This window comes from Amycolatopsis sp. FDAARGOS 1241 (assembly GCF_016889705.1).
GTDB lineage: Bacteria > Actinomycetota > Actinomycetes > Mycobacteriales > Pseudonocardiaceae > Amycolatopsis.
In genome coordinates this window covers 3,882,007-3,906,402 of record NZ_CP069526.1, presented here as the reverse complement: position 1 = coordinate 3,906,402, position 24,396 = coordinate 3,882,007, and the positions used below count along the sequence as shown (strand labels likewise).

General features: G+C 72.0%; 23 protein-coding genes and 1 pseudogene. 10 read left to right on the top strand and 14 right to left on the bottom strand.

Annotated elements, in window-relative coordinates:
• The 7 genes from gvpJ to I6J71_RS19170 form a co-directional block, all read right to left on the bottom strand.
• Complete coding sequence (gene gvpJ / locus I6J71_RS19200; RefSeq protein WP_204095952.1) at positions 1-399, bottom strand: gas vesicle protein GvpJ; 399 nt, start codon at positions 397-399, stop codon at positions 1-3.
• The gene (locus tag I6J71_RS19195) at positions 396-1,523 is read right to left on the bottom strand and encodes an SRPBCC family protein (RefSeq protein WP_204095951.1); all 1,128 of its coding nucleotides are present in this window, start codon (positions 1,521-1,523) and stop codon (positions 396-398) included. Before I6J71_RS19195 ends, gvpJ begins: the two co-directional genes overlap by 4 nt.
• Positions 1,520-2,485, bottom strand: a complete 966-nt coding sequence (locus I6J71_RS19190; protein ID WP_239155039.1) for a hypothetical protein — start codon at positions 2,483-2,485, stop codon at positions 1,520-1,522. Before I6J71_RS19190 ends, I6J71_RS19195 begins: the two co-directional genes overlap by 4 nt.
• 260 nt (positions 2,486-2,745) lie before the next feature.
• Positions 2,746-3,312, bottom strand: coding sequence for a hemerythrin domain-containing protein (locus I6J71_RS19185; RefSeq protein ID WP_204095950.1), 567 nt, complete (start codon positions 3,310-3,312; stop codon positions 2,746-2,748).
• Positions 3,313-3,375: 63 nt separating this feature from the next.
• On the bottom strand, positions 3,376-3,855 hold the full coding sequence (locus tag I6J71_RS19180; protein WP_204095949.1) for a hypothetical protein: 480 nt from the start codon (positions 3,853-3,855) through the stop codon (positions 3,376-3,378).
• Positions 3,852-6,254 (bottom strand): molybdopterin oxidoreductase family protein, encoded by a 2,403-nt coding sequence (locus I6J71_RS19175; protein ID WP_204095948.1) that lies wholly within the window; start codon positions 6,252-6,254, stop codon positions 3,852-3,854. The genes I6J71_RS19180 and I6J71_RS19175 overlap by 4 nt, the downstream gene beginning before the upstream one ends.
• Positions 6,255-6,318: 64 nt before the next feature.
• On the bottom strand, positions 6,319-7,782 hold the full coding sequence (locus tag I6J71_RS19170; RefSeq protein ID WP_204097137.1) for an aminotransferase class I/II-fold pyridoxal phosphate-dependent enzyme: 1,464 nt from the start codon (positions 7,780-7,782) through the stop codon (positions 6,319-6,321).
• Positions 7,783-7,859: 77 nt separating this feature from the next.
• On the opposite strand from I6J71_RS19170, the gene I6J71_RS19165 reads away from it, so the two are divergent.
• The 3 genes from I6J71_RS19165 to I6J71_RS19155 all read left to right on the top strand — a co-directional run bounded on the left by I6J71_RS19165 (position 7,860) and on the right by I6J71_RS19155 (position 11,312).
• Positions 7,860-9,218: a cytochrome P450 gene (locus I6J71_RS19165; protein WP_204095947.1), complete on the top strand. Its 1,359-nt coding sequence runs from the start codon at positions 7,860-7,862 to the stop codon at positions 9,216-9,218.
• 155 nt (positions 9,219-9,373) lie between these two features.
• Positions 9,374-10,186, top strand: a complete 813-nt coding sequence (locus tag I6J71_RS19160) for an enoyl-CoA hydratase/isomerase family protein (protein WP_204095946.1) — start codon at positions 9,374-9,376, stop codon at positions 10,184-10,186.
• On the top strand, positions 10,179-11,312 hold the full coding sequence (locus I6J71_RS19155; protein ID WP_204095945.1) for a CoA transferase: 1,134 nt from the start codon (positions 10,179-10,181) through the stop codon (positions 11,310-11,312). Before I6J71_RS19160 ends, I6J71_RS19155 begins: the two co-directional genes overlap by 8 nt.
• A gap of 177 nt (positions 11,313-11,489) precedes the next feature.
• Here I6J71_RS19155 and I6J71_RS19150 read toward each other — a convergent pair.
• The 3 genes and pseudogenes from I6J71_RS19150 to fabG form a co-directional block, all read right to left on the bottom strand.
• A pseudogene (locus tag I6J71_RS19150) lies at positions 11,490-12,149 on the bottom strand (EamA family transporter); the annotation flags it as partial.
• Positions 12,150-12,435: 286 nt separating this feature from the next.
• A complete protein-coding gene (fabI, locus tag I6J71_RS19145; protein WP_204095944.1) occupies positions 12,436-13,203 on the bottom strand; it encodes an enoyl-ACP reductase FabI in 768 nt (255 codons plus the stop codon).
• 39 nt (positions 13,204-13,242) lie between these two features.
• On the bottom strand, positions 13,243-13,947 hold the full coding sequence (gene fabG / locus I6J71_RS19140; protein ID WP_204095943.1) for a beta-ketoacyl-ACP reductase: 705 nt from the start codon (positions 13,945-13,947) through the stop codon (positions 13,243-13,245).
• Positions 13,948-14,316: 369 nt separating this feature from the next.
• Between fabG and I6J71_RS19135 the strand changes: the two genes are divergently transcribed.
• The 6 genes from I6J71_RS19135 to I6J71_RS19110 are packed head-to-tail and all read left to right on the top strand — an operon-like array spanning position 14,317 to position 19,593.
• Entirely contained in the window at positions 14,317-15,642 is a 1,326-nt protein-coding gene (locus I6J71_RS19135) for an MFS transporter (RefSeq protein WP_204095942.1), read from the top strand.
• A gap of 14 nt (positions 15,643-15,656) precedes the next feature.
• Positions 15,657-16,322, top strand: a complete 666-nt coding sequence (locus I6J71_RS19130; RefSeq protein WP_204095941.1) for a response regulator transcription factor — start codon at positions 15,657-15,659, stop codon at positions 16,320-16,322.
• Positions 16,323-16,325: 3 nt separating this feature from the next.
• The gene (locus I6J71_RS19125) at positions 16,326-17,720 is read left to right on the top strand and encodes a HAMP domain-containing sensor histidine kinase (protein WP_204095940.1); all 1,395 of its coding nucleotides are present in this window, start codon (positions 16,326-16,328) and stop codon (positions 17,718-17,720) included.
• Entirely contained in the window at positions 17,717-18,658 is a 942-nt protein-coding gene (locus tag I6J71_RS19120) for a TAXI family TRAP transporter solute-binding subunit (RefSeq protein ID WP_204095939.1), read from the top strand. Before I6J71_RS19125 ends, I6J71_RS19120 begins: the two co-directional genes overlap by 4 nt.
• Before the next feature lie 23 nt (positions 18,659-18,681).
• Positions 18,682-19,116, top strand: coding sequence for a thioesterase family protein (locus tag I6J71_RS19115; protein WP_204095938.1), 435 nt, complete (start codon positions 18,682-18,684; stop codon positions 19,114-19,116).
• A 9-nt stretch (positions 19,117-19,125) separates the two neighbouring features.
• Positions 19,126-19,593, top strand: coding sequence for a tRNA (cytidine(34)-2'-O)-methyltransferase (locus tag I6J71_RS19110; RefSeq protein ID WP_204095937.1), 468 nt, complete (start codon positions 19,126-19,128; stop codon positions 19,591-19,593).
• Here I6J71_RS19110 and I6J71_RS19105 read toward each other — a convergent pair whose 3' ends face one another.
• The 3 genes from I6J71_RS19105 to I6J71_RS19095 all read right to left on the bottom strand — a co-directional run bounded on the left by I6J71_RS19105 (position 19,594) and on the right by I6J71_RS19095 (position 22,721).
• Positions 19,594-20,574, bottom strand: coding sequence for a VWA domain-containing protein (locus I6J71_RS19105; protein ID WP_204095936.1), 981 nt, complete (start codon positions 20,572-20,574; stop codon positions 19,594-19,596).
• A gap of 130 nt (positions 20,575-20,704) precedes the next feature.
• Positions 20,705-21,652, bottom strand: a complete 948-nt coding sequence (locus I6J71_RS19100; RefSeq protein WP_204095935.1) for a DUF58 domain-containing protein — start codon at positions 21,650-21,652, stop codon at positions 20,705-20,707.
• A gap of 4 nt (positions 21,653-21,656) precedes the next feature.
• Positions 21,657-22,721, bottom strand: coding sequence for a MoxR family ATPase (locus I6J71_RS19095; protein ID WP_204095934.1), 1,065 nt, complete (start codon positions 22,719-22,721; stop codon positions 21,657-21,659).
• A gap of 215 nt (positions 22,722-22,936) precedes the next feature.
• Between I6J71_RS19095 and I6J71_RS19090 the strand changes: the two genes are divergently transcribed.
• Complete coding sequence (locus I6J71_RS19090; protein ID WP_204095933.1) at positions 22,937-23,719, top strand: GNAT family N-acetyltransferase; 783 nt, start codon at positions 22,937-22,939, stop codon at positions 23,717-23,719.
• Here I6J71_RS19090 and I6J71_RS19085 read toward each other — a convergent pair.
• The gene (locus tag I6J71_RS19085; RefSeq protein ID WP_204095932.1) at positions 23,673-24,341 is read right to left on the bottom strand and encodes an SMI1/KNR4 family protein; all 669 of its coding nucleotides are present in this window, start codon (positions 24,339-24,341) and stop codon (positions 23,673-23,675) included. The two genes, I6J71_RS19090 and I6J71_RS19085, sit on opposite strands and share 47 nt — an antisense overlap.
• Between the last annotated feature and the right edge of the window lie 55 nt (positions 24,342-24,396).

Below are 24,396 nucleotides of genomic sequence, written 5' to 3'. Positions count from 1 at the left end.
TCACCGCCCCTTTCTTCCCCGGCCCGCGGGTTCGCCTTCTTCCTCGTCCTCACCCAGGATGTCGCGCAGCTTGTCGCCGGCCGCCTCGATCGCGCCCTTGGTCTTCGACTTGGCGCCACCGGAGGTCACGTCCTCGAGCAGGTCGGGCAGCCCCTTCTGCTCGGTGTCGGAGATGTCCAGCCGGTTCACGGCCTCCGCGAACCGCAGGTAGGTGTCCACACTGGCCACGACGACCCGTGCGTCGATGGTCAGCAGCTCGATGCCCACCAGGGACACCCGCACGTACGCGTCGATCACGAGACCCTTGTCGAGGATCGTGTCGATCACGTCGGCGAGGCTGCTCGAACTGGGCCGGTCAAAACCCCCGCCCCCTCCGGACGGCTGTACAGCTGTCGTCATCGGTTCCCTCCTCGACTTCTGCCGGCTCCCGCGCGGGCGCGCCGGCGGCGCGGCCGCTCGTCTTCGGCCGCCTCTTCGGGTTCATCGCTGTCTTCGGACTCGTCGGTGTCTTCGGTTTCCTCGGGCTCCTCTTCGGACTCTTCGGCGTCTTCGTCTTCTTCGGCTCCGGCCGCGCCGCTGTCTTGCTCCTGTTCGGACTCGGTGTCGGCGCTCTCGTCGCGATCGCTGTCCTCGTCCTGCTGCTCGACGACCTGGCCGTCGTGGATCTCGCCGTGCCAGCCCTCGACCTCGTCGGGGTGGAGCAGGGCCTCGGTCATCACGTGGCGGCGGAAGTGCTTGAGCTCCAGCCGCACACGGCGGCCCTGGGCCCGCCAGATGTTGCCGGTGCGTTCGAACATGCCTTGCGGGTGGTACGCGAGCACGAGCACGACCTTCGTGAGGTCCGGAGTCAGCTCGTGGAAGGTCACCGCGCCGTCGACGTGGCCCTTCTGCGCCTTCGAGCGCCACACGATCCGCTCGTAGGGCACCTGTTCGAGGGTCGTGGCCTCCCAGCTGCGGTGCGACCAGAAGACCTGCGCCTTCCACTCGGTCTTCTCGTCACTGACCTGCTCGACGTTCTTCACCTTCTTCATGAACGACGGGAACTCGGTGAACCGGGTCCACTGGTCGTACACGAGGTCGATGGGCGCGCCGATGTCGATCTCCTCGACGATGTTCGTGAGTTTGATCTTGTCGCCCCGGCCACCGCCGCCCCCACCGGTGAACGCGTCCTTGACCTTCTGCGCGATCCCGGACAGGCCACCCTTGACCGCACCCATCATCGCCTTGCCCTTGACGCCGGGCTTGCCGCCGGTGGCGGCCTCCAGCAGGCCCCCACCGCCGCCTTCGGCGAAGTCGGTGAGGCGACCGGCCGTGGATGAGATTCGCTTCGTCAGCGAAGTCGTCGCGCGGTTCACCGCCGCCTGGCCCAGCCCCTTCAGCGCGTCGGTCAGCACGCTGGTGTCGCCGGTGGCCTTCGACACTGCGCCGGTCGCCGCACCGGTGGCGGCGCCGGTCGCTTTGCCGGCCGTGTCGGTCACTTTGTCCGTGGTCTTCTTCAGGGTCTTCGTGACCACTGCGTTCACCTCCTGGCCCGCCGCACGGGCGAGCGCCGGGTGGCCGTGCGCGTGCTACCAGAGCCCTCGTCGTCCTCGGACGACGACGAGCGCCGGCTCGCCGGACGCCGGCGCGCCGGACGCTCGGAACCTTCGTCCTCGTCACCGGTCCGGCGGCTCGCCGCGCGTCGCCGCTTGGGCTTCTCGGGCTCGGGCTCGGGCTCGGACTCGTCCTGCTCCTGGTCCTCGTCCTGGCTCTCGTCCTGCTCCTCGTCGGCGGCTTCGTCTTCGGCTTCGTCTTCTTGCTCGTCGCGCTCATCGTGCTCGTCGCGCTCTTCCTCGGTATCGTCCTCGGCTTTGCCGCGGGACTTCTTGCCGCGAGTGAGCGCACTGCCGTCCTGGAGGCGTTCGCTCAGCGATTCGATCTTCCCGCTCGCCGCCGTCACCGCGGCCGACTTGGCCGCGCTCAGCAACTCGTCGCGCGCCAGCGAGGTCAGCTGGCCGACCTCCGCCGACGAACTCAGCTGCTTCAGACCACTTTGGACGAGTTTCGTCGGGGACACCCCGGCCTTCCCGGTCGCCCCGGCGGCCGCGATCATCAACGCCAGACGCCCCTTTTTGGTACGCCCCAGCAGATAGCCGGCCGCGACGCCGAGCGCCATCCGCGTTCCTGCCTTCATTGCCGCTCCTCCTGACTCTTGCGGTAGCGAGTTCCACATGCACAACCCGCACGCTGCCCCCGAAAACAAGGCGAACAGGAATGTGGCTGCGTCACTCAGTTCAGCTACCCGTATCGATCGGCCCGAAAACACGAGATCGATGAAAACCGATTTCCTGGTTGTCCGGCCGAAAGAAGACCCATTCACGGAAGCGGTTCCGAAGATCAACGCGCCTGATACCGGCCAGTAGCTTTCCTCAAAAAGGGGCACCCGACCTGCCGAATGATCGAGAAAAGTGCGCGCAGCAATGAACGATCCATTCAAGATCGACACGAGAAATGGTCGGCAAACGGTGCAGAATTGCCGTGGTCCGGGCGCAGCACGCAAATCGACCGTTCGGCGCAGCGGCCCGTGCGGCGCCACCTGCGGCCGCCCCACATCCACACCCGCCGTCCACATCCGACGGAGCCGGCCTCGCGGCCGCCGACCGCGCATTAGCGCCGAGCACAGAAGTGCCCCGGCCGCTGCAGGGCGGCCGGGGCACTCCGGGAGTTTCAGGCGCGGGAATCCAGGCGCGGGAGTTCAGGCGGGACTTACGTGTGCCGCCCGGACAGCGTGTCGCGGATCTTGTCGACGAACGCGGCCCCGCGGTCGAGCACGAGGTTGACCGGCGGACGGTCCGGTGCGCCCGGGTGCGGGCGCGTGGGCGCCTTCTCCTTCGCGGCCAGCACCTTTTCCCCGAGGTCACGCAGTTCCTCGGGTGGACACGCGGCGCGCAGCTTGGGGAGCAGGTCCTGCTCCTCGTCCTCGATGTGGTGGCGGATGTCCGTCATCAGGTTCGCCAGCAGCGACTCGAAGCCGTCGTCGCCCGGGTCGAGCCGCTCGAGCTGCTTCATCACCTTCTCGGCTTCCGAGTGCTCCTCGATCTCGTGGTCGGCGAGCTCGTCGCCGCCCTCGAGGTGCTTGCGTGCGGCCGGGTACATGTGCTGCTCCTCCGCGACGGAGTGGCGCACCAGTTCGGCGATCACGTGATCCACCAGGTCCTTGCGCCGCTGCGCATCGCCCGTGCCCGACTCCAGTTCGGTGAACACGCCTTCCACTGCGCGGTGGTCGTCGACGATCACCGAGATCAGGTCCGTTTCGCGTTTCGTGGTGGTCATGAGCCTCCTTCGGTCAGCCGTGCGGCGCGCCCCGGGTACCCCGCGACCGGCGCCCCAACCGGTTCAGCTCGTGAGGATCTGCGGCGAGAGGATCTTCAGCATCGCGTTGGTCCACTTCAGCTGGCGCAGCGTCTGCGGGTGGCAGCGGCTCGCCAGGTCGAGCAACTCGGTATCCTTCGCCGCCTGCGCACCTTGCGCGAGCAGTTCCCAGTCGAGGGAGACGCCGGCGGCCTTGCGGTGCAGCCGGCGCAGGTCGGCGAGCAGCAGCAGCCCTGGCTCCGGCCGGCCCGCGCTCAGTTCGGCCAGCGCCGAGCGCACCGGGGCCAGCGGACCCGAGCCGGGCACGTCTTCGTCGAGCCGGAGCCCGTAGGCCCGGCCGCACCGCGCGATTTCCCGCACGTGCGCCGCCGACCAGCCGGCCAGGTCCCGGCCGACGTGGTGCACCTCGTGCTCGACGACGTGCCGGTCGGCAGTTTTGCGCAGGTCGCGCGCCAGCGCCTTTTCGGCGCGGTGCAGTTCACGCAGTGCCAGGCCCAGCTTCATCGGGCGGCCTCCCCGGCGGGGTCCTCGTGGACCGTCGTGTGTGCCGGCGCGATCGCGGCCGCCGGCTTGTCCTCCCCGACCTTGCGCAATGCGGCGGCGGCGGTTTTGAACAACGGTTGCTTGGACACGGGGTCCCAGTCGGTGAACGTCAGCTCGTTCGCCGCCCGGTCACCGTCCTTACCTGCGGCGTGGTCGACGTCCCAGTAGCCGTAGTGGAACGGCAGGAACAGCACCCCGTCGCGGATCCCCCCGACCCGGACGTGGGCGCGCACCGCGCCGCGCGGCGTCGACACCTCCGCGAGGTCCCCTTCGGACAGCCCCGCCGCGGCGGCGTCCGCTTCGGACACCTCCAGCCACACCTCCGGCGCCGCCGCATCCAGCTGCGGCGCGCGCCCGGTTTTCGTGCGGGTGTGGAAGTGGTGGAGGGTGCGGCCGGTGATCAGGAAGAACGGACGCTCGGTGTCCGGTGTCTCGTGGGGTTGGAAGTACCCGGCGGCCTTGAGCATCGCCTTGCCCTCGGGGTTCATCGCCCGGTACTCGACCGGTTCCGTGGGCGCGCCGGTGACCAGGTCACGCCCGTAGCTTTCGCAGTAGTCGGGGTGGGCGAAGAACTTCCCGTCGGTGTAGAGCCGCTCGGTGCCGTCGGGGTGCTCGTCGGTGCACGGCCACTGGATCCCGCTCACCTCGCACAACTTCCGGTAGCTCAGCCCGCTGTAGTCGCACGGGCGGCCGGCCGACGCCCGTTGCCAGGCCTCGAATGCCGACTCGGCGTCGGTCCACGCCGGGAACGGCTCGCCGTCCCGGTCGCGGAAGTCCATCCGCCGCGCGTAGTCCAGGAAGATGTCGAGGTCGGCCCGCGCCTGCCCCGGCGGGTCGACGGCCTTCTCCGACAGGTGCACCGTGCGGTCAGCGTTGGTGAACGTGCCGGTCTTCTCCCCCCAGATCGCCGCCGGGAGCACGACGTCGGCGAGCTCGGCGGTCTCGGTGCGGAACGCGTCCTGCACCACGAGAAACAGCCGGTCCTGCGCCAGGATCGAGCGGATGCGGTGCAGGTCGGGCAGGGACACGGCCGGGTTGGTGGCCGATACCCACAGGAAACGCAGGCTGCCGTTCTCGGCGTAGCGCAGCATCTGCATGAGGTGGGTCGGCGGCCCGTAGTGCGGGATCCGGCTCACGTCGACGCGCCAGAGTTCGGCCAGCTCGCGCACGTGTTCGTCGTTGGCCCAGTTGCGGAATCCGGTCAGGTCACCGTCGGCGCCGCACTCGCGCGTGTTCTCCGCGGTGGGCTGCCCGTTCATCTGCAGCACGCCGGCGCCGGGTTTGCCGAGCATCCCCCGCAGCAGCACGACGTTGTTGACTTGCACGGCGGCGGCCGTGGCCTGGTGGGACTGGTAGAAGCCCTGCAGCACGGTGCACAGCAGTGCCTCCGCCGTGCCGAGCAGCCGCGCGGCTTCGCGGATCTCCGCCGCGTCGAGCCCGCAGACCTCCGCGACGCGCTCGGGCGGGTAGTCCGCGACCGTCGCCGCGAGCTCGTCGTACCCGACCGTGTGACGGTCCACGTAATCGCGGTCGACCCAGCCGTGTTCGATGATCTCGTGCAGCAGCCCGTTCATCAACGCCACGTTGGTGCCGGGCAGGGGGGCGAGGTGCAGGGTCGCGGCGCGAGCGACCGGCGTGGCGCGCGGGTCCACGCACAGCAGTTTCGGGGGCTCGGAGCCGGCCAGCCGGTCGAGGATCCGTTCCCAGAGCACCGCTTGTGTTTCGGCGACGTTGTGGCCGAAGAGCGCGATGACGTCGGCGTGGTCGACATCGGTGTAGGACGCGGGCTGCCCGTCACACCCGAACGTTTCCTTGAGCGCCGCCGCGGCCGTTGCCGTGCACAGGCGGGTGTTGCCGTCCAGGTGGTTCGTCCCGAGGCCACCGCGCGCGACCGCGGCCACTGTGTAGTACTCCTCGGCGAACAGCTGGCCGCTGGTGTAGAAGCCCAGCGCACCAGGCCCTTGCTCGTCGAGCAGCTCCTTGCTGCGGCGGACGACGAGGTCCATGGCTTCGTCCCAGCTCGCCTCGGCCAGCTCACCGTGCCGGCGCACCAACGGGACCGTCAGCCGGTCCGGCGCCGAGTTGGCCTGCCACCCGAAGAGGTCCTTGGGATCCAGCCGCCCGCGGTTGACGCGGTCGTCGGCCCGGCCGCGCACCCCGGCGATCCGCCCGCCGGCGACCGCCAGGTCGAGACCGTCGCCGTTGGAATGCAGCACCGCCGCGCTGCGCGCCCAACCCTCGACATCTTCCGGGCGTACCCCCTCGGCGAGGTGACTGTCCACCCGCGCCGGCCACCGCTCACCCCGCCCGTACGGCGTCCTCGTGCCCCAGGGCTCGCCGATCCCGTCCCGCTGCGCCACCCGACCTCCCGTCCGCCGTGGATCACAGCGGTGAATACCCACGGCGCGGCGGGGCAAACGCCGATCAGGAGGCGACGACGCGCAGCGTGCGCAGGCGCACGTCGGCCGGGTCCGGCACGTACATGCCCGCGTCCAGGCCGCTGAGCAGGTAGTCGAGCACGGTCCGGGTGATGCGCTCGCCGGGCAGCACGGCGGGGACGCCCGGCGGGTACGGGCTGATCATCTCGGCCGCGATCCGGCCTACGGCCTGGCCGGGTTCGACGTCCTCGGTGGGTCCGAAAAACGCGTCGCGCGGCAGCAGGGCCTGTTCCAGCTCGAGTTCGCCGGGGCCGGGCAGGTCGATGGGCTTGGCCGCAGGCAGCTCGTCCGCGCGCTCGGCGAGCGACCGGATCGCGGCGACGAGCCGGCTCGCGGTCTCCTCGTCGTCGGCGACCGTGAGCTGCGCGGTCACCCGCCGGTGGTCCGACAGCCCGAGGTCGACGCGGTGTTCGTCGCGCAGCCAGTTGTTGACGTCGTAGCCGGAGCGGCCGAGCTCGGCGAGGTCGAGCACGATCTTCAGCGGGTCCTGATCATCGGCGAGGCCGGGCCCGACGAAGTCAGGCCGCTCCATGACCTTGATCCCCGGGATGGCGGACAGATCGGCGCGCGTCGCCTTCGCGAGCTCGATCGCGCGGTCGAGAAGTTCGCGGCCGTGCTCCACCATTTGCCGGCGCCACCCGTCGAGGCCCGCGAAAATCAGCGACGAAGGGCTGGTCGTACCCAGCAGATCGGCGCGCGCGGCGAGCACCTCGGGATCAACGCGGTCGCCCTGCAGGTGAAACACCGAGCCCTGTTCGAGCCCGTTGCCCATTTTGTGCACGCTCGTCACGCACAGGTCGGCCTCCGCGTTCATCGCCCACGTCGGCAAGTCCGGGTGGAACGGCAGGTGAGCGCCCCACGCCTCGTCGACGATCAGGGGCAGGCCGCGCGCGTGGCACAACCGCGCGGTCTCCCGGATCGCGCCGCAGGTGCCGTAGTCGGTGGGCGTGATCAGCAGCATGCCCTTGGCGTCGGGGTGAAGTTCGAGGTTCGCCTCGACGGCGTCCGGTCCCGGCGGGTGCGCCAGGTGCAGACGACCGTCCCAGCGCGGGTGCACCCACACCGGCTCGACCCCGCTGATGATCACACCGGCGACCACGGACTTGTGGGCGTTGCGCGACAAGAGCAGCTTCTCCCCCGGCCCGGCCACCGACAGCATCGCCGATTTGACCGACAGGGAGCTGCCGCACGTCGAGAAGAACGCGCGGCTGGCGCCGACGGCGTCGGCCATGAGGTCCTCGGCACGCGCGAGCACGCCTCGGCTCATGGCCCGGTCGTCGATGCCGTTCATCAGGATGACGTCCGAGGCGAACACGTCGCGGCCGACGACTTCGGCAACGCGCGGATCGACGCCCCGGCCCTGCTTGTGGCCCGGGGGCAGGAAACTCAGGTAACCGTCTGCCCGGTAGCGGTGGACAGCCTCCAGGACGGGTGCACGCGAATGGTCCAGCACGCGACTCGGATTGCCCGGCTGCCGACTGCGCTAAACCAGGTTGCGCCGCCCCGCCGAGCGGGTAAGCCCTGGGCATGGTGACGCGACAAGGACCGCAGGCAATCCCGTCCGAGCAGGCCCTCGCCGAGTCCGCGGAGCCGCGCGAACCCGCCGCGCGGGCGAGCGTGGCGGACACCGCGAGGGTGGTGACGCGGGTGCTGCTGCCGACACTGGCCACCGGCGTGATCAAGCGCCGGCCGTGGGTGCTGGCGCTGGCGCAGAAGCTGCGCGCCGGCCGGCCCGCGGTCGACGAGCTGCGCCGGCTGCGGCGCCGCTACGGTATGCGGCCGCTGCGGCTGCGGGTGCCCGGGCGGGCGATCGATCTCGTGCTCTCACCGGAGGAAGTCGGCGCGCTGCTGGCCGGGACGCCGTGGCCGTTCAGCGCGGACACGCGCGAGAAGGCGGCGGCGCTCGGGCACTTCCAGCCCCACGGCGTGCTGATCTCCGAAGGCCACGCGCGCGAGGTGCGGCGCAAGGTGAACGAGGCCGTGCTGGAGCCGGGCCGTGAGGTGCACGAGCTGGCCGGGCCGTGGGCGCGGGTGCTTCACGACCAGGCCGATGTCCTGCTGCGCCGCACCCTCGACTGGGACAGCTTCAACGAGCACTGGTGGATCGCCGTCCGGCAGATCGTGCTCGGGGGTGACACGGCCGAGGACCGCGAGCTGACCGACCTGCTGGCACAGCTGCGGCTCGACGCCAACTGGGCCTACGCGCGCCCGAAGCACCGCAAAACGCGGCAACGGTTCCTCGACCTCGTCCGCCGCCAGGTCGCACTGGCCCGGCCGGGCAGCCTCGCCGCCGCGCTCGCGGCCCAGCCGGACAACGGTGTAACCGACCCGGCTGGGCAGCTGCCGCACTGGCTGTTCGCGTTCGACGCGGCGGGGATGGCCGTCTTCCGGACCCTGGCCCTGCTGGCTACCCACCCCGACAGCCGCGCCGAAGCCCACGCCGAGCCGGCTGGCCTCGACTTGACGCAACCGCACCAGCTCCCCCTGCTCCGCGCGGCCGTGCTCGAATCCGTCCGGCTCTGGCCCACCACGCCGGCGCTGCTGCGCGAAAGCCGCACCGCCACCGCCTGGGGCCCGGAGAAGACGACGTTCTTCATCTACACGCCCTTCTTCCACCGCGACCCCGACCAGCTGCCATGTGCGAACACCTTCGACCCGGCCTTGTGGCTCGACGGCCGCGCCGCGGCCAACCCGGCGCTTGTCCCGTTCAGCGGCGGCCCCGGCGCCTGCCCGGGCCGTGACCTGGTGCTCTTCACCGCGTCGACGATGCTCGCGAACCTGCTGCAGCACCACGACTTCCGCCTCCGCGACACCATCTTGACACCGGGCGACCTGCCGCTGACGCTCGACAACTTCGGGCTACGGTTCGAGGTCACCGTGCGCTGACCCCGCCTTGCTCCCTCATCCGCTGCGCGCCCTGCACCGGACTCGCTAGCCTCACCGCGAGGATGGGCGCAGCCGGTCCGGACGGTGAAGGGGGGGGACGTCACCTTCACCGGCAGGCCCGAGCCCGCCCGCCGCCTGACCACGGAGGGAGCCGCATGAGCCGGTACGCACGTTTCGGGCACCTGAGGGTCGACGGGCCGGACGAGGACGGCGTCGTCGAACTGGTGCTGGACGCGCCGAACCTCAACGCCGTGAGCGATGAGGCGCACGGGGAGCTCGCGGAGATCTGGCGGGAGTTCGACCGCGACCGCGAGGTGAACGCGGTGCTGCTGCGCGGTGAGGGCAAAGGGTTCTCGGCGGGCGGCTCGTTCGACCTGGTCGAGAAGCTGACCACCGATTTCGAGGCCCGCTCGCGCACCATGCGGGAGGCGCGCGACCTCGTCTACAACGTGATCGACTGCTCGAAGCCGATCGTCTCGGCGATCCACGGCCCGGCCGTCGGCGCCGGACTCGTCGCGGGGGTGCTGGCCGACGTGTCCGTGGTGACCAAGACGGCGAAGATCGTCGACGGCCACACGCGGCTCGGCGTCGCGGCCGGGGACCACGCGGCGATCTGCTGGCCGCTGCTGTGCGGGATGGCGAAGGCCAAGTACTACTTGCTCACGTGCCGCCCGCTCACCGGCGAGGAGGCCGAGCGGATCGGCCTGGTTTCGCTGTGTGTGGACGACGACGCGGAACTTCTGCCGACCGCGCGGGAGATCGCCCACGAGCTCACGAATGGAGCGCCGAACGCGATCCGCTTCACCAAGCAGAGCCTCAACATGTGGTACCGCCAGCTCGCCGGCTCGATCTTCGACGCGTCGGTGGCGCTGGAGTTCTACGGCTTCGCCGGCCCGGAGGTCCGGGAAGGCCTCGCGTCGCACCGCGAGCACCGCAAGCCCGACTTCACGGGGAAAGCAGATGCCTGAAGCTCTGCTCGCGGGACTGCGCGTCGTCGAGATCTCCAGCTACGTCGCCACTCCCCTGTGCGGGCTCACGCTCGCGCAGCTGGGAGCGGATGTCGTGCGCGTCGAACCCCTCGGCGGCGCGCCCGACCGCACACGCTGGCCGCTGTCCGACGAGGGCACGAGCCTGTACTGGACCGGGCTGAACAAGGGAAAACGCGCCATCGCGGTCGACCTCGCGACGGCCGGGGGCCGCGAGCGCGTGGCCGACCTGATCGTCCACAGCGGACCGTGCGTCGTGGTCACCAACACCGACCGCCACCCGGAACTCACCTATGAGGCGCTGTCCGCGCGCCGCCCGGACGTGATCCACGCGCTGCTGGAGGGCCGCGCCGACGGCGGAGGCGCGGTGGACTACACCGTGCAGGCGGCGACCGGCTTCCCGCTCATCACCGGGCCGGCCGCACTTCCCGCGCCGGTGAACCACGTGCTGCCCGCGTGGGACCTCGCCGCGGGCCTGTACCTCGCGACGGGCCTGCTCGCCGCCGAACGCCGCCGGCTTCAGACCGGCCGGGGCACGTCGCTGCGCCTCGCGCTGGAAGACGTCGCCCTCGCCACCGCCGGCAACCTCGGTTACCTCGCCGAAGCGCAGGTCACCGACCACGAACGCACCAAATCCGGCAACGACATCTACGGCACGTACGGCCGCGACTTCACCACCGCCGACGGCGTCCGCGTCGTGATCGTCGTCCTCACCGAGCGGCACTGGGCCAAGCTCCTCACCGCCACGGGCCTCACGGACACGTTCGCGGCCCTGGCCGCCTCTCTCGGGATCGACTTCACCGGCGAAGCGGCGCGCTACGATCACCGCGACCTGATCTCGGCACTGCTGGCGCAGTGGTTCGAACGCACGCCGTTCGCCAAAGCAGCCGAAGCGCTGGAGGGCCACCGCATCCTGTGGCAGCGGTACCGGACCTTCGCCGAGCTCCCCAGGTCCGGCGCGCTCGACGGGGAACTGTTCGCGACCCTCGACCAGCCCGGCGTGGGCCCCCATCGCGCGCCGAAGTCCCCGCTGGTGGTCGACGGCACGCGCCTGGACCCGCGCCCGGCGCCCGGAATCGGTGAGCACAACGCGGAGGTGCTGGCCTGACCACGGCTGTGTCATCCGGGCAGCACCCGTGAGCTCGCGACCTGCACCAGTACCGCCCCGGCGAGCAGGAGCACCGCGCCGGCCAGCTGTGCCGGCCCGAGCGCCTGGCCGAGCAGCACCCCAGGCCAGCACGGCGGCCACCGGCGGCTCCACGAGCGCCAGCACACTCGCCCGCGACGACGAGAGGTCACGCAGGGCCCGCAGCCCCGCGAGGTAGGGCACGGCGGTGGCGAACCCGGCCAGCACCAGGACCAACAGCCACACCGGGATCCGGAGATCGCCGAGCGCCGCGGAGCTCGTGAGCGGTCCGGCGTACCACGGCGGGCTGACGACGGCCAGCGCGACCGCCCCGATCGCGAGGCCGGCCGCCGTCAGCCCGAACGAGTCGTGGCGGCGAGCGCCGTGTTCACCGAGCAGGAAGTACCCGGCGGAGCACGCGGCCGAGGCGAGCCCGGCGCCGACGCCGAGCGGGTCCAGCCGCGGCCCGTGCCAGAACTGCGCGACCAGTGCCAGACCCAGCAGGGCCGGCGCGAGCCCGGTCCACACCAGTGGGGGCAGCCGCGCGCCCCGCACCACCCGAACCCACAGCGCGACCAGCGCCGGCGCCAGGTTCACCAGCACCATCGCCACGCCGACCGGAATCCGGGCCACCGCCACGAAGAAGAACAGTTGCACCCCGGCCACGCCGAGCAGGCCGTAGCCGAACAGCAGCGGCAGCTCACCGCGCCGGAACCGCAACGCTCCCGGCCGCAGCACCGCGACCACCGGGAGCAGCAGCACCGCCGCGAGCGCGATCCGCACCGCCGTCACCGCGGCCGGCGACCAGCCGGCCGCCATGACCGCCTTGGCAAGCGGACCGGAGCTGCCGAACAGCACCCACGAGGTCAGGCTCAGCCCGGTTCCCCGTGCGGACGCGGTTTTCTCCAGTACGGCCACGCCCGCAGTGTGCGCGCGGCCGCTCGGCCGTCACCAGCGATTTTCCGTTCAGGACTAGTCTTTACCGGCTCGACGGCCGGCATCCGGCTCACCACCTGCTTGCGCACCACGTCTGAATAGCCGGCGCACCGGAAAACCGGCGAGCGGCTCCCGCGCGAGGTTTCGCGGGAGCCGTTCGCCGGGACCGTCAGATGCCGAGGGCGTGCACGCCGCCGTCGACCATGATCATCGAGCCGGTGGTGGCGGGGAGCCAGTCGGACAGGGCGACGCAGACGGTCTTGGCCGTCGGGTCGGGGTCGGAGCTGTCCCAGCCGAGCGGGGCGCGGTCGTTCCAGCCGTCCTCGAGTTCGTTGAAGCCCGGGATCGACTTCGCGGCCATGGTCTTCATCGGGCCGGCGCTGACGAGGTTCACGCGGATGCCGCGCGGGCCGAGCTCACGCGCGAGGTAGCGGTTCACCGACTCCAGGGCCGCCTTCGCGACGCCCATCCAGTTGTAGGCCGGCCACGCCACTCGGGCGTCGAAGTCCATGCCGACGATCGACGAGCCACGCGTGAGCAGCGGCAGGGTCGCGACGGCGAGCGACTTGAACGAGAACGCCGACACGTCCACGGCGATCTTCACGTCATCGCTCGGCGCGTCCAGGAACGGCGCGCCCAGGCAGGTCTGCGGTGCGAAGCCGATGGAGTGCAGCACGCCGTCGAGGCCGTCGACGTGCTCGCGCACGCGGTCGGCCAGCGAGTCGAGGTGCTCGGAGTCGGTCACGTCGAGCTCGAGTACCGGGGCGGGCTTCGGGAGGCGCTTCGCGATGGTCTTCACCAGCGACAGCCGGCCGAACCCGGTGAGCACGACCTGCGCGCCCTCCTGCTGCGCGATCTTGGCCGCGTGGAACGCGAGCGAGGCGTCGGTGATGACACCGGTGATCAGCAGCCGCTTGCCTTCGAGCAGTCCGGGCAAGGAGTCCTCCAGTCCAGTTCGGTGGGAATGCGGGAAGGGTCAGTGGCCGAGGCCGAGGCCGCCGTCGACGGGCAGCACCGCGCCGTTCACGTACCCGGCCTCATCGGAGGCGAGGTAACGCACCGCCGCGGCGATCTCCGCCGGCTCCGCGTAACGGCCGACGGGCACGTTCGCGAGGATCTCCTTCTTGCGGTCCTCGCCGAGCGCGTCGGTCATGTCGGTGCGCACGAAGCCGGGCGCGATCACGTTCGAGGTGATGTTGCGCGAGCCGAGTTCGCGCGCGAGCGAGCGCGCGAAGCCGACGAGCCCGGCCTTCGACGCGGCGTAGTTCGCCTGGCCGGCCGAGCCCGACAGCCCGACCACCGACGAGATGAAGATGAACCGGCCCCAGCGGCCGCGCAGCATCCCACGGGACGCGCGCTTGGCGACGCGGAACGCGCCGGTGAGGTTCGCGTTCACCACGCGTTCGAACTGCTCTTCGCTCATGCGCATCAGCAGCGTGTCGTCGGTCAGCCCGGCGTTGGACACGAGCACCTCGACCGGGCCCTGGTGCTCCTCGACCAGCTTGAACGCGGCGTCGATCTGCTCGGCGTCGGTGACGTCCGCCTCGACCCCGAAGAGCCCCTCAGGCGCACCGGAACCGCGGTGGGTCACCGCCACCCGGTGGCCCTGTTCGGCGAGGTCGCGGGCGATCGCCAGACCGATGCCCCGGTTGCCGCCGGTGACCAAGACCGACCGTCCCACTGCACGTCTCCCTCTGCTCGGTGTCCTTGGGGCCGAACCCGTGCCGGGTTCGTGCCGGGACGAGGCTATCGGCCGCGCGCCGCGCCGCTGCACCCGGCGCCACCTCCGCGCACGGGCGGGCGCCGCGCCCGCTGGGGAGGTTAGAGCCAGACACGCCGGGCCGTTTGCGCAGACCAGAGGGTTCCTACAAACCGGGGTCGGGCCCGGCGTGTGAACCGAACAAAACGTGATCAGGATCGCCGGGCGCGGCCGCGTCCGAACGGCGCAGCGGACGGGGCGAGTGCCCTAAGCGGAAGTTAGGAACCGCGCCACGGCCTTGCCGCGCGCGAACCGGGTGGTCACCGTCAGTCGCGACACAGGAGGTCAAGGATGACTACCCGGATCCCCACCACGGCCCGCGAGGGCGAGCGGCGGGTCGCCGGCAACGTGCTGCGCGGCTCGATCGGCAATCTCGTCGAGTGGTACGACTGGTACGCCTACTCGGCGTTCACCACCTACTTCGCCAAGGCGTTCTTCCCCGGCGGCGACGCGACCGCCCAGTTCCTCAACACCGCGGCCGTGTTCGCCGTGGGGTTCCTCATGCGCCCGCTCGGCGGATGGCTGCTGGGCCGCTTCGCCGACCGTTTCGGCCGGCGCTCGGCGCTGGTGCTGTCGGTCTCCATGATGGCGTTCGGCTCACTGCTCATCGCCGCGACGCCCGGCTACCCGGCGATCGGCGTCGCCGCGCCGATCCTGCTGGTGCTCGCCCGGCTGCTGCAGGGCCTGTCGGTGGGCGGCGAGTATTCGACTTCGGCGACGTATCTGTCCGAAGTGGCCACTCCCGGCAAGCGCGGGTTCTACTCGAGCTTCCAGTACGTGACGCTCGTCGGCGGGCAGTTGCTCGCGCTCGGGCTGCAGCTGATCCTGCAGAACGTGCTCACCGACGCGCAGATGGGCGACTGGGGCTGGCGCATCGCGTTCGTCGTCGGCGCGATCGCGGCAGTGCTGGTGATGGCGCTGCGGCGCACGATGGACGAGTCGGCCAGCTACGAGCGCGTCGCGGCCGAGAGCGGGCCCGGGCGCCAGGCCGGTGAACGCGGCACACTGCGCACGCTCGTCAAGTACCCCAAGGAAATCGCGCTCGTCGTCGGCCTCACGCTCGGCGGCACCGTCGCGTTCTACACCTACGCGACCTACACGCAGAAGTTCCTCGAGAACACCGCCGGCATCCCGCGGCGCACCGTCACGTGGATCCTCTTCATCGCGTTGCTCGTCTTCGCGATCCTGCAGCCGCTCGCCGGGCGGCTCTCGGACCGCATCGGCCGCCGGAAGCTGCTGCTGTTCTTCGGCATCGCCGGCACTGTGCTCACCGTGCCGATCATGACCACGATGGCGCACACCGGGCAGCCGCTGCTCGCGTTGCTGCTGCTGCTCGGCGCGCTCGTGATCGTCACCGGCTACACGTCGATCAACGCGATCGTGAAGGCCGAGCTGTTCCCCACCCGCATCCGCGCGCTCGGGGTCGGCCTGCCCTACGCGCTGACCGTCGCGATCTTCGGCGGCACGGCGGAGCTCATCGCGCAGGCGCTCAAGAAGGCGGGGCACGAATCGCTGTTCTTCTGGTACGTCGCCGGCTGCATCCTCGTCTCCCTCATCGTGTACGGGACAATGCGCGAAACGTCGCGTTCGTCCGCACTGGAGCGTGACGAGGACTGAACGGGAGGACGGCCGTGCGCGTGCTGCTCGTGGAGGACGACACCGGGGTCGCCGGTGCGCTCGCCCAGACGCTGCACGCGCGCGGCCACGCCGTGACCAGCGTCGGCCGCGGCGCCGACGCGCTGCACCGCCACCGCGACGCCGACCTCCTACTGCTCGATCTCGGCTTGCCGGACCTCGACGGGCTCGACGTGCTCCGCAAGATCCGGCAGGTCTCGCCGGTGCCGGTGATCGTGCTGACCGCGCGCGGCGACGAGCGCTCCGTCGTGCGCGGCCTTCGGCTTGGCGCCGACGACTACCTCACGAAACCCGTGCGGCTGGCCGAACTTCTGGCGCGCATGGACGCCGTCGTGCGGCGAGCGGGCGCCCGTGGCGCGCCGGCCGAGGACGCGGTGGTGCGCGTCGAGGACGTCGAGATCGACCTCGGCGCCCGGCGGGTCCTCGTCGCGGGCCGCGACATCGGGCTCACCACGAAGGAGTTCGCCGTGCTGGCGGTGCTCGCCGCGCGCCCGGGCACCGCGGTGAGCCGCCAGCAGCTGATGGACGAGGTGTGGGGCGACGCGTACCTCGCCGTGTCGCGGTCGCTCGACGTCCACCTGACCCAGCTGCGCGCGAAACTCGACCGGCCCGGCCTGCTCACCACGATCCGCGGCTTCGGCTACCGGCTGGGCCGGGACTGACCGGTGCGCACCCGCCTCCTGGTCGTGCTCGTCGCGCTCGCGCTGTTCGTGGTGGCCGCGTTCGCCGTGCCGCTGCTGTCGGCCACCGCGCAGCAGCGCACGCAGCAGCTGGTGATCTCGCGCAGCGGGGACGTCGACCGGTTCGTGGTGCTCGCGCAGCAGGCGGTGGACACCCGCGATCCGGCGGCGCTGACCGCGGAGGCGCAGCGGTACTCGGCGCTCTACGGCGAGGCCGTGGTGGTCGTCGACGCCCAGCGCGCGCCGGTGGTCCAGACCGGCGGACTGACGGCAGGCGCGCCGGACGTGCGCGCGCTCGTGGAAGCCACGATGCGCAACGAACCCGCACCACCCGTCGCGCCGGTGAGCCCGTGGTCGGCCAGACCGGTGCTGTTCGCGCGGCCGGTCGGCTCGGGTGCGCGCGTGTCCGGGGTCGTCGTGCTGCGTGCGTCGGTGGCCGCGGCGGCGGCCGACGTCGCCGCCCGCTGGGGCGCGATCGCGGCCGGCACGCTTCTCGTCGCCGTGGTGTTCGTCCTGCTGGCCGTGCTGCTGGCGCGCTGGATGGTGCGGCCGCTGGTGGAGCTGGAGACGGGCGTGCTCGCCGTGGCGGGCGGGCACCGCGCGCAGGTGCCGGAGAGCTCCGGGCCGGGCGAGCTGCGCTCACTCGCGGCGTCGGTCAACCGGATGTCCGACGCGGTCGCCGAGGCGGCCGACCAGCAGCACCGGCTGGTCGCCGACACCTCGCACCAGCTGCGCAACCCGATGGCGGCGCTGCGCCTGCGCGTCGACGCACTCGGTGCCGACGTCCGGGACCAGGCCGCCTACCGGGCGACGGTCGCCGAGGTCGAACGCCTGGAACGGATTCTCGACGGCCTGCTCGCACTCGCGACCGCCGAGAGCACCGCGACCCGGATCGCCGCGGGCGCCGGCGGTGACTCCGGCGAGCCGGCGGACCTCGCGGCTGTGATCGCCGAACGCGTCGACGCGTGGCGCCCCGCTGCCGACGACGCCGGTGCCACGCTGCTTCCCTGCCCCGGCCACGACGAACCCGTCCTGGTGGCCGCACCCGAGGGTGAGCTCGCGCAGATCCTCGACGTGCTGCTGGACAACGCCGTGCACCACGCCGGCCGCGGCGCGACCATCTCGGCGAGCTGGGAGGCCGCCAACGGCACCGCGGTGCTCGTGGTGACCGACGACGGCCCCGGCCTGCCCGCCGCGGACCTCACCCGCGCCACCGAGCGCTTCTGGCGCGCCGGTGGTGACGGCGCGCCCCGCGGGACCGGGCTCGGCCTGGCGATCGCCCGCGAGCAGGCCCGGGCCCGAGGCGGCGTGCTCGAACTCCGCGCCGCCGTCCCCCACGGGCTTGAGGTGCGCGTGACCCTGCCGGCGGTGACCCCGTGACCGTCACGCGCCGCACCGCGCTGCTCGGCGGGCTCGCCCTCGCGGCTGCCGGCTGCGCGCCCGGGTACCGCGGTCCCGACCGGTCCGTGACGATCGCCGCCGGCGAGCAGGGCGGGTTCTACCTCGCGTTCGCCGAGGTCCTCGCGGCCGAGCTGAACCGCGCGGAGCCGCGACTGCACTGCGCGGCCGTGCCGACCGAAGCGAGCGTGGCGAACGTCGAGCGGGTGCGTGACGGGCGCGCCGACCTCGGGCTCGTGCTCGCCGACGTCGCGCAGTCCGCGCTCGCGGGTGAACCGCCGTTCCCCGCGCCCGTGCAGCTGCGAGCGCTGGGCCGGGTGTACGAGAACTACCTGCAGCTCGTGGTCCGCGCGGGCGACGGTGTCGCGGACCTGCGCGCCCTGGCGGACCGGCCGGTGTCGGTCGGCGCCGGCGGGTCGGGCGCGGCGCAGCTGGGCGAGCGCGTGTTCGCCGCCGCCGGGGTCACCGTCCAGGCGCGGCACCTGCCGCTCGCCGAAGCGATCGCAGCCCTGGCGGCGCACCGCATCGACGCGCTGCTGTGGTCCGGGGGCCTGCCGACGCCGGCGCTGGCGGAGCTCAACCGCACGACCCCGCTCGCGCTGCTGCCACTGGCGTCGGTGATCCCGCGGCTACGCGCCGAGCACGGCCCCGTCTACGAACAGGTGCAGGTGCCGGCCGGCGCGTACCCGGGCGTCGGCGCACCGGCGACGATCGGGGTCGCCAACCTGCTCGTCTGCGCACCCGGGCTGCCGCCGGACGTCCCCGCCGCGGTGGTGCGCGTGCTGGCCGGCCGCGCGGCGAATCTCGTGCCCGCGCAGGCGGTCGGCACGCAGTTCCTCGACGTGCGCACGCTCATCGGCACCCAGCCGGTCCCGCTGCACGCGGGCGCGGCCGACACCTACCGGGCGCTCCACGGCTGAGCCGCCCTCGCTAGATTGGACGCGTGACCGCACCCCGCCGCCCGCTCGTCGAGATGCCGCTGCGCGTGCGCTACCACGAGTGCGACGGCCAGGGGATCGTCTTCAACGCCCACTACCTCGCGTACGTGGACATGGCCTCGTTCGAGGTCGAAAAGGCCTTGTTCGGCTCGCACGACGCGTTCCTCGCCACGGGAGTCGACGTCGTGGTCGCGGAGTCGAACCTGCGCTTCCGCGCGCCCTGCCGCTACGACGACGACCTCGTGGTCGCGGCATACCTGGCCCACCTCGGGACCACGTCGATGGGCTACGAGTTCGAGATCCGCCGTGACGGCCTGATCACCACCGAGGTGCGGGTGCGCTACGTCTTCGTCGATCCGGCCACCCTGCGCAAGACCGAGCCGCCCGCCTCGGTGCGCGAGGTCTACGCGGCCCACCTGCCCGCCCCCACCGCGTCCTGAGGTCCTGCCGTGTTCCGCGTGCTCTTCTACCACCCCGAGATCCCGCCGAACACCGGCAACGCGATCCGCCTCGCCGCCAACACCGGCTGCGAACTGCACTTGGTCGAACCACTCGGCTTCACCTTGGAGGACAAGCAGCTGCGCCGCGCCGGCCTCGACTACCACGATCTGGCGCGCGTCCGCGTACACGCCGACCTCGACGCCGCGTGGCACGCGCTGCTGCCGGCGAAGGTGTACGCGTTCAGCGCCAAGGCCACCCGCCTGTACACCGAGGTCGCCTACGAGCCCGGCGACGTGCTGCTCTTCGGCCCGGAATCCGCGGGCTTGCCCGCCGACGTCCAGCGGGCCCCGGAGATCACCGAGCGCGTGCGGCTGCCGATGCTGCCGACGAGCCGTTCCCTGAACCTGGCCAACACCGCGGCCATCACGCTGTACGAAGCCTGGCGGCAGAACGGGTTCGCCCTGCCGCCAGGCTGACTACGGGAGTCTCTGCCCGATCAGCAGCGCCGCGGCCGCGCCGATCATGAGCACGAGCGTGCCGACGACGACCCAGGGTTTGCTCGCGTCGGCGTTCTTGAGCTCGTAGCCGATCTGCTCGCCGAGGTCGGCGTAGACCTTCTTGAGCTCGTCCGCGCTCGCCGCCTTGTAGAAGTCGCCGCCCGAAAGGCGCGCGATCTCCTTCAGCGAATCGTCGTCGACGCGGACGTCCTGCGGTTTGCCCTCGATGTCGACCGAGCCGTGCGTGGTGCCGAACGAGATCGACGAGATCGGCATCTGCGCCTGTTTCGCCGCCTGCGCCGCGGTGTACGCGCCGCGCGGGGCGTAGAGGTCCTCGGGTACGGTCTGCTTGCCGTCGCTCATCAGGACGATGCGCGCGGGTGGCGGGCCGTCCGCTCCGCCGACCACGGCGGAGAAGCTCTCGATCGACTGCATGGCCGCGAAGATGCCTTCGCCCGTGGCCGTCGACTGCGCGAGCTTCAGGTTGTCGATCGCCTTCACCACGCCGGCGCGGTCGGTCGTCGGGTTGACGAGCACGGTCGCCGTGCCGGCGAAGGAGATCAAGCCGAGGTTGATGCCGGGGGTCATGTTCTGGGCGAACTGCTTGGCCGCGTCCTGGGCCGCCTTCAGCCGGTTGGGCGCGACGTCGGTCGCCTCCATCGACAGCGACACGTCGATCACCAGCATCACGGTCGCCCGGTTGCGCGGCACCTTCTGCTCGGCGGTCGGCCCCGCCAGCGCCACGGTGAGCACCAGCAGGGACAACACGATCAGCACCGCGGGCAGGTGCCGGATCCACCCCTGTGTCTTCGGCGCGACCTTGTCCAGCAGCTCGAGGTTCGCGAACCGCATCACGCGCTTGCGCCGGGCCCGCTGCGCGAGCACGTACGCGGCCGCGACGGCCGCCACCAGGATCAGCAGCAGGAACCACCACGGCGAGGTGAACCCCGTCAGGCTCACGCGACCACCTCGCCCTGGTCCAAGTCGCTGACAGCGGCGCCCCGGCGCGTGCCGGCTTCAGGGCGAGGCGCAGTCCCGAACAGTGCTGCCGGCCGGGGCGCGGGGACGAACGGCCGCTTCGCGCACTGACTCACGCGGCACCTCCCGACCAGCGGCGCTTGCGGGCGACGACGAACCGGACCATGTCGGCGATCCAGTCCGAGTCGGTGCGCAGCACCAGGTGTGCCGCCCCGGCGCGGCGCAGACCGGCCGCGACCTCCTGGCGGTGGGCGTGCGCCGCGGCGCCGAACTCCTTGCGCAGCAAGGCGGAAGCGTGCACTTCGCGCTGTTTCCCTGTCTCCGGGTCGGCCAGCACGACGGTGCCCACGTCGGGCAGGTCGACGTCGCGCGGGTCGAGGACTTCGATGGCGATGAGCTCGTGGCGCCCGCCGAGCGCCCGCAGCGGCCGCTGCCAGTCCGTGGGCCCCAGGAAGTCCGAGATCACCACGGCCAGCCCGCGCCGCCGCGGCGGGCGGCGCAGCTGCTCCAGCGCGTCGGCGAGGTCGCCGCGCACCCCTTCGGGCGCCCGCGGTGTCTCGGCCAGCCGGCGGATCAGGCCGCGCGCGTGGGCGAGCCCGCCGCGCGCCGGGAGGCGGTTCACGCCCTCCCCGTTGGACACGAGCGCCCCGATGCGGTTGCCGCCCCCGCCGGTGAGGTGGGCAACGGCGGCCGTCGCGCACACGACGAGGTCGCGCTTTTCACACAGGGCGGTGCCGAAGTCGAGGCTCGCGGACAGGTCCGCGACCACCCACGTCTCCAGCTCGCGGTCGGCGACCGTCTCGCGGATGTGCGGGGTGGTCGTGCGGGCCGTGACGGCCCAGTCCATCCGCCGCACGTCGTCGCCCGGCTGGTACGGCCGCGCCTCCCCCGGCTCCGAGCCCGGTCCCGGCACGAGCCCGAGGTGGTTGCCCTGCAGCAGCCCGTCGAGCCGACGGCGGACGTCGAGCTCCAGCGTGCGCAGGCCCGCCTCCAGGCGGTCGCCGCGCAGCACCGGTGGCGCCCACGGGGGGCGCTGGTCCTTCTGCGCCTTGCCAGCCACGCCGCTACCTGACGGGTGCGCCCGCCGGCACCGGCCCGGTGCCGCCCTGCGGCCGGGCCGAGACCTGAGGCAGCGGCACGGTCTGCAGCACGCGGGTGATGATGTGGTCCACGGGCACGCCGTCGGCCAGCGCGTCGTAGGACAGCACCAGCCGGTGGCGCAGCACGTCCGGCACCACGTCGACGACGTCCTGCGGCAGCACGTAGTCGCGGCCGCGCACCAGCGCGAGCGCGCGGGCGGCGGCGATGATGCCGAGGCTCGCCCGCGGCGAGGCGCCGTAGGACACCCAGCCGGCGACGTCGGCGAGGCCGTGGTCGTTGGGCGTGCGGGTGGTGAGCACGAGCCGCACCACGTAGTCGACCAGCGCGTGGTGCACGAACACCTGCGAGGCCACGCCCTGAAGGCGCACGAGCTCGGCCGGGCTCAGCACCTCGTGCGGCACGGGCGGGGTCACGCCCATGCGGTAGATGATCTCGCGCTCTTCCTCAGCCGTCGGGTACTCGACCACGATCTTGAACAGGAAGCGGTCGCGCTGCGCTTCCGGCAGCGGGTACACGCCCTCGTTCTCGATCGGGTTCTGCGTGGCGAGCACGAGGAACGGATCCGGCATCGGGAAGGTCTCGCCGCCGATCGACACGTGCCGCTCGGCCATGACCTCCAGCATCGCCGACTGCACCTTCGCGGGCGCGCGGTTGATCTCGTCGGCGAGCACGAAGTTGGCGACGACCGGGCCGAGCTCCACGTCGAAGCGCTCGGCGCCCTGCCGGTAGATGCGCGTGCCGAGGATGTCGGCCGGCACCAGGTCGGGCGTGAACTGCACCCGGGAGAACGAGCCGCCGACCACCCGCGCGAAGGTCTCCACGGCCAGCGTCTTCGCGACCCCGGGCACGCCTTCCAGCAGCAGGTGCCCCTTCGCCAGCAACCCGACGAGCATGCGCTCCACCAGCCGGTCCTGGCCGACGATGATGCGCTTGACCTCGAACACGGTGCGTTCCAGCAACTGGGCGTCCCGCGCCGGGGTGCCGGGCTGCTGCCCGTTCCCGCCCTCGGCGTAGCCGGGCTCGGTCACTCTGCCTCCTGTGGTTCTGCTTCTGCGGGGCCTGCCCGCGACCGTACTGCTTCGCAGCGCGAACCGTCCGCGCGGCACGCTGGCCCGTGACGTTAGCCAACCGCATCGGCGGTGTGGCAGCTGTGAAGACGGTCTCACCCGGTGACCACTGCCCGATTGGCCCTGTTTCCCGAATGGTCCACAGTGGACTCCCCCGGTCACGCTAACGTCCTGCTGTGCACGACACCCTGCTCGCGGCCTACGACGCCCAAGTACGCACGGCCGAGCTGACCACCGCCGAGCCCGGCACCCGCCTCGAGCGCGACGGGCCGGTCGCCCGGATCTCCGGCGCGCGCCGTGGGTTCGTCGTCGGCGAACCGGACCTCGGCATGACGGGGCCGGAACTGGCGGCGCTGATCGAGCGCCAGGTCCGGTTCTTCGCCGCACGTGGTGAGGAGTTCGAGTGGAAGACCCGCGCGTACGACCGGCCGGCCGAACTGCCGGCGCGCTTGCTCGCCGCGGGGTTCACGCCCGAGGAGACCGAAACGGTCCTCATCGCCCCGGTCGACGCGGTCACCGCGTCGGCGCCGCCGTCGGCCGCGGTGACCGTGCGGGAAGCGGCCGGGCCGGACGACCTGCGCCGCATCGCCGAACTGAGCGCCGCCGTGTTCGACAGTGACGCCGACGCCGTCGTCCGCGAACTCCTGGCTCGCGCCGCCGAGGACGACGGCACCACCACCCACGTCGTCGCCGAAGCGGCCGGACAGCTCGTCTCCGCGGCCCGCCTGGAACTCGTCGGGGGCACCACGTTCGCCGGTCTCTGGGGCGGCGCGACACGCCCCGAGTGGCGCGGCCGGGGGCTCTACCGGGCGCTCGTCGCGCACCGCGTGGCCATCGCGAAAGCTCGCGGCGTGCGCTACCTGCAGGTGGACGCCCTGCCCCCGAGCCCCCCGATCCTCGAACGGCTCGGCTTCACCGCCGTGACGACCACGACGCCCTACGTTCGCCGTCCCGGCTGAGCCGCTCCAGACCCGCCTCGGCCGAATCGAGCCAGCCGAGGTACCAGCGGTCGAACGTCGTGCGGCCGGGCGGGTCGGCGAGCGGGCCGATCCCGCCGTCGCGGCTGCCGCGTCCGCCCACACCGCGCCGCGGTCCGGCCCGGTGACGACCAGGAGGTCGTAGTGACCACACCCTTGGTGGCACAACGGCAGCGTGCCCCGGGTCGCCGCTTCCTGGCGGGCGTCCAGGGCCCGCGCGAACTCGCGCCGCTCGAATTCCGGGACGTCGGTGAGATCCGGCCACGCGGGGTGGTGGAAGGTCCGTCCGGTGCGGGAACGCGGTCCGCAGATCCACCTGGTCGTGGCCCCGCTGCTGGTCGCCGGCGAACCCCCACCGCCCGTTCGCGCGCCGGAACCCGAACAACCCGTAGCCGGGCCCGGCGCCGCGGGCGCCGACCTCGAGCAGAAAACCGCGGTACTCCGCGGGCACGACCGCGCCGAACTGCTCTTCGACCGCGGCCACGTCGCGTTCGCTCAGCGCCGGATCGAGCCGGAACCGGTGCTCCGCCGCGCCGAACACCGAAGCAGCACCGTGGCGCCGCGCCAAGTGCCCGACCCGCTTCCGCACCCCGGCCCAGGTCACGGGACGAGCGTAGGTGTCCTGCCCGGGGAGGTTGCGATTGTGGTGACACGAATCG

What these genes read in the sequence shown, in the direction of transcription:
- gvpJ (WP_204095952.1), bottom strand. Translation starts at nt 399, where the DNA reads ATGACGACAGCTGTACAGCCGTCCGGAGGGGGCGGGGGTTTTGACCGG.
- I6J71_RS19185 (WP_204095950.1), bottom strand. Translation starts at nt 3,312, where the DNA reads ATGACCACCACGAAACGCGAAACGGACCTGATCTCGGTGATCGTCGAC.
- I6J71_RS19180 (WP_204095949.1), bottom strand. Translation starts at nt 3,855, where the DNA reads ATGAAGCTGGGCCTGGCACTGCGTGAACTGCACCGCGCCGAAAAGGCG.
- I6J71_RS19165 (WP_204095947.1), top strand. Translation starts at nt 7,860, where the DNA reads ATGGTGACGCGACAAGGACCGCAGGCAATCCCGTCCGAGCAGGCCCTC.
- I6J71_RS19160 (WP_204095946.1), top strand. Translation starts at nt 9,374, where the DNA reads ATGAGCCGGTACGCACGTTTCGGGCACCTGAGGGTCGACGGGCCGGAC.
- I6J71_RS19155 (WP_204095945.1), top strand. Translation starts at nt 10,179, where the DNA reads ATGCCTGAAGCTCTGCTCGCGGGACTGCGCGTCGTCGAGATCTCCAGC.
- I6J71_RS19135 (WP_204095942.1), top strand. Translation starts at nt 14,317, where the DNA reads ATGACTACCCGGATCCCCACCACGGCCCGCGAGGGCGAGCGGCGGGTC.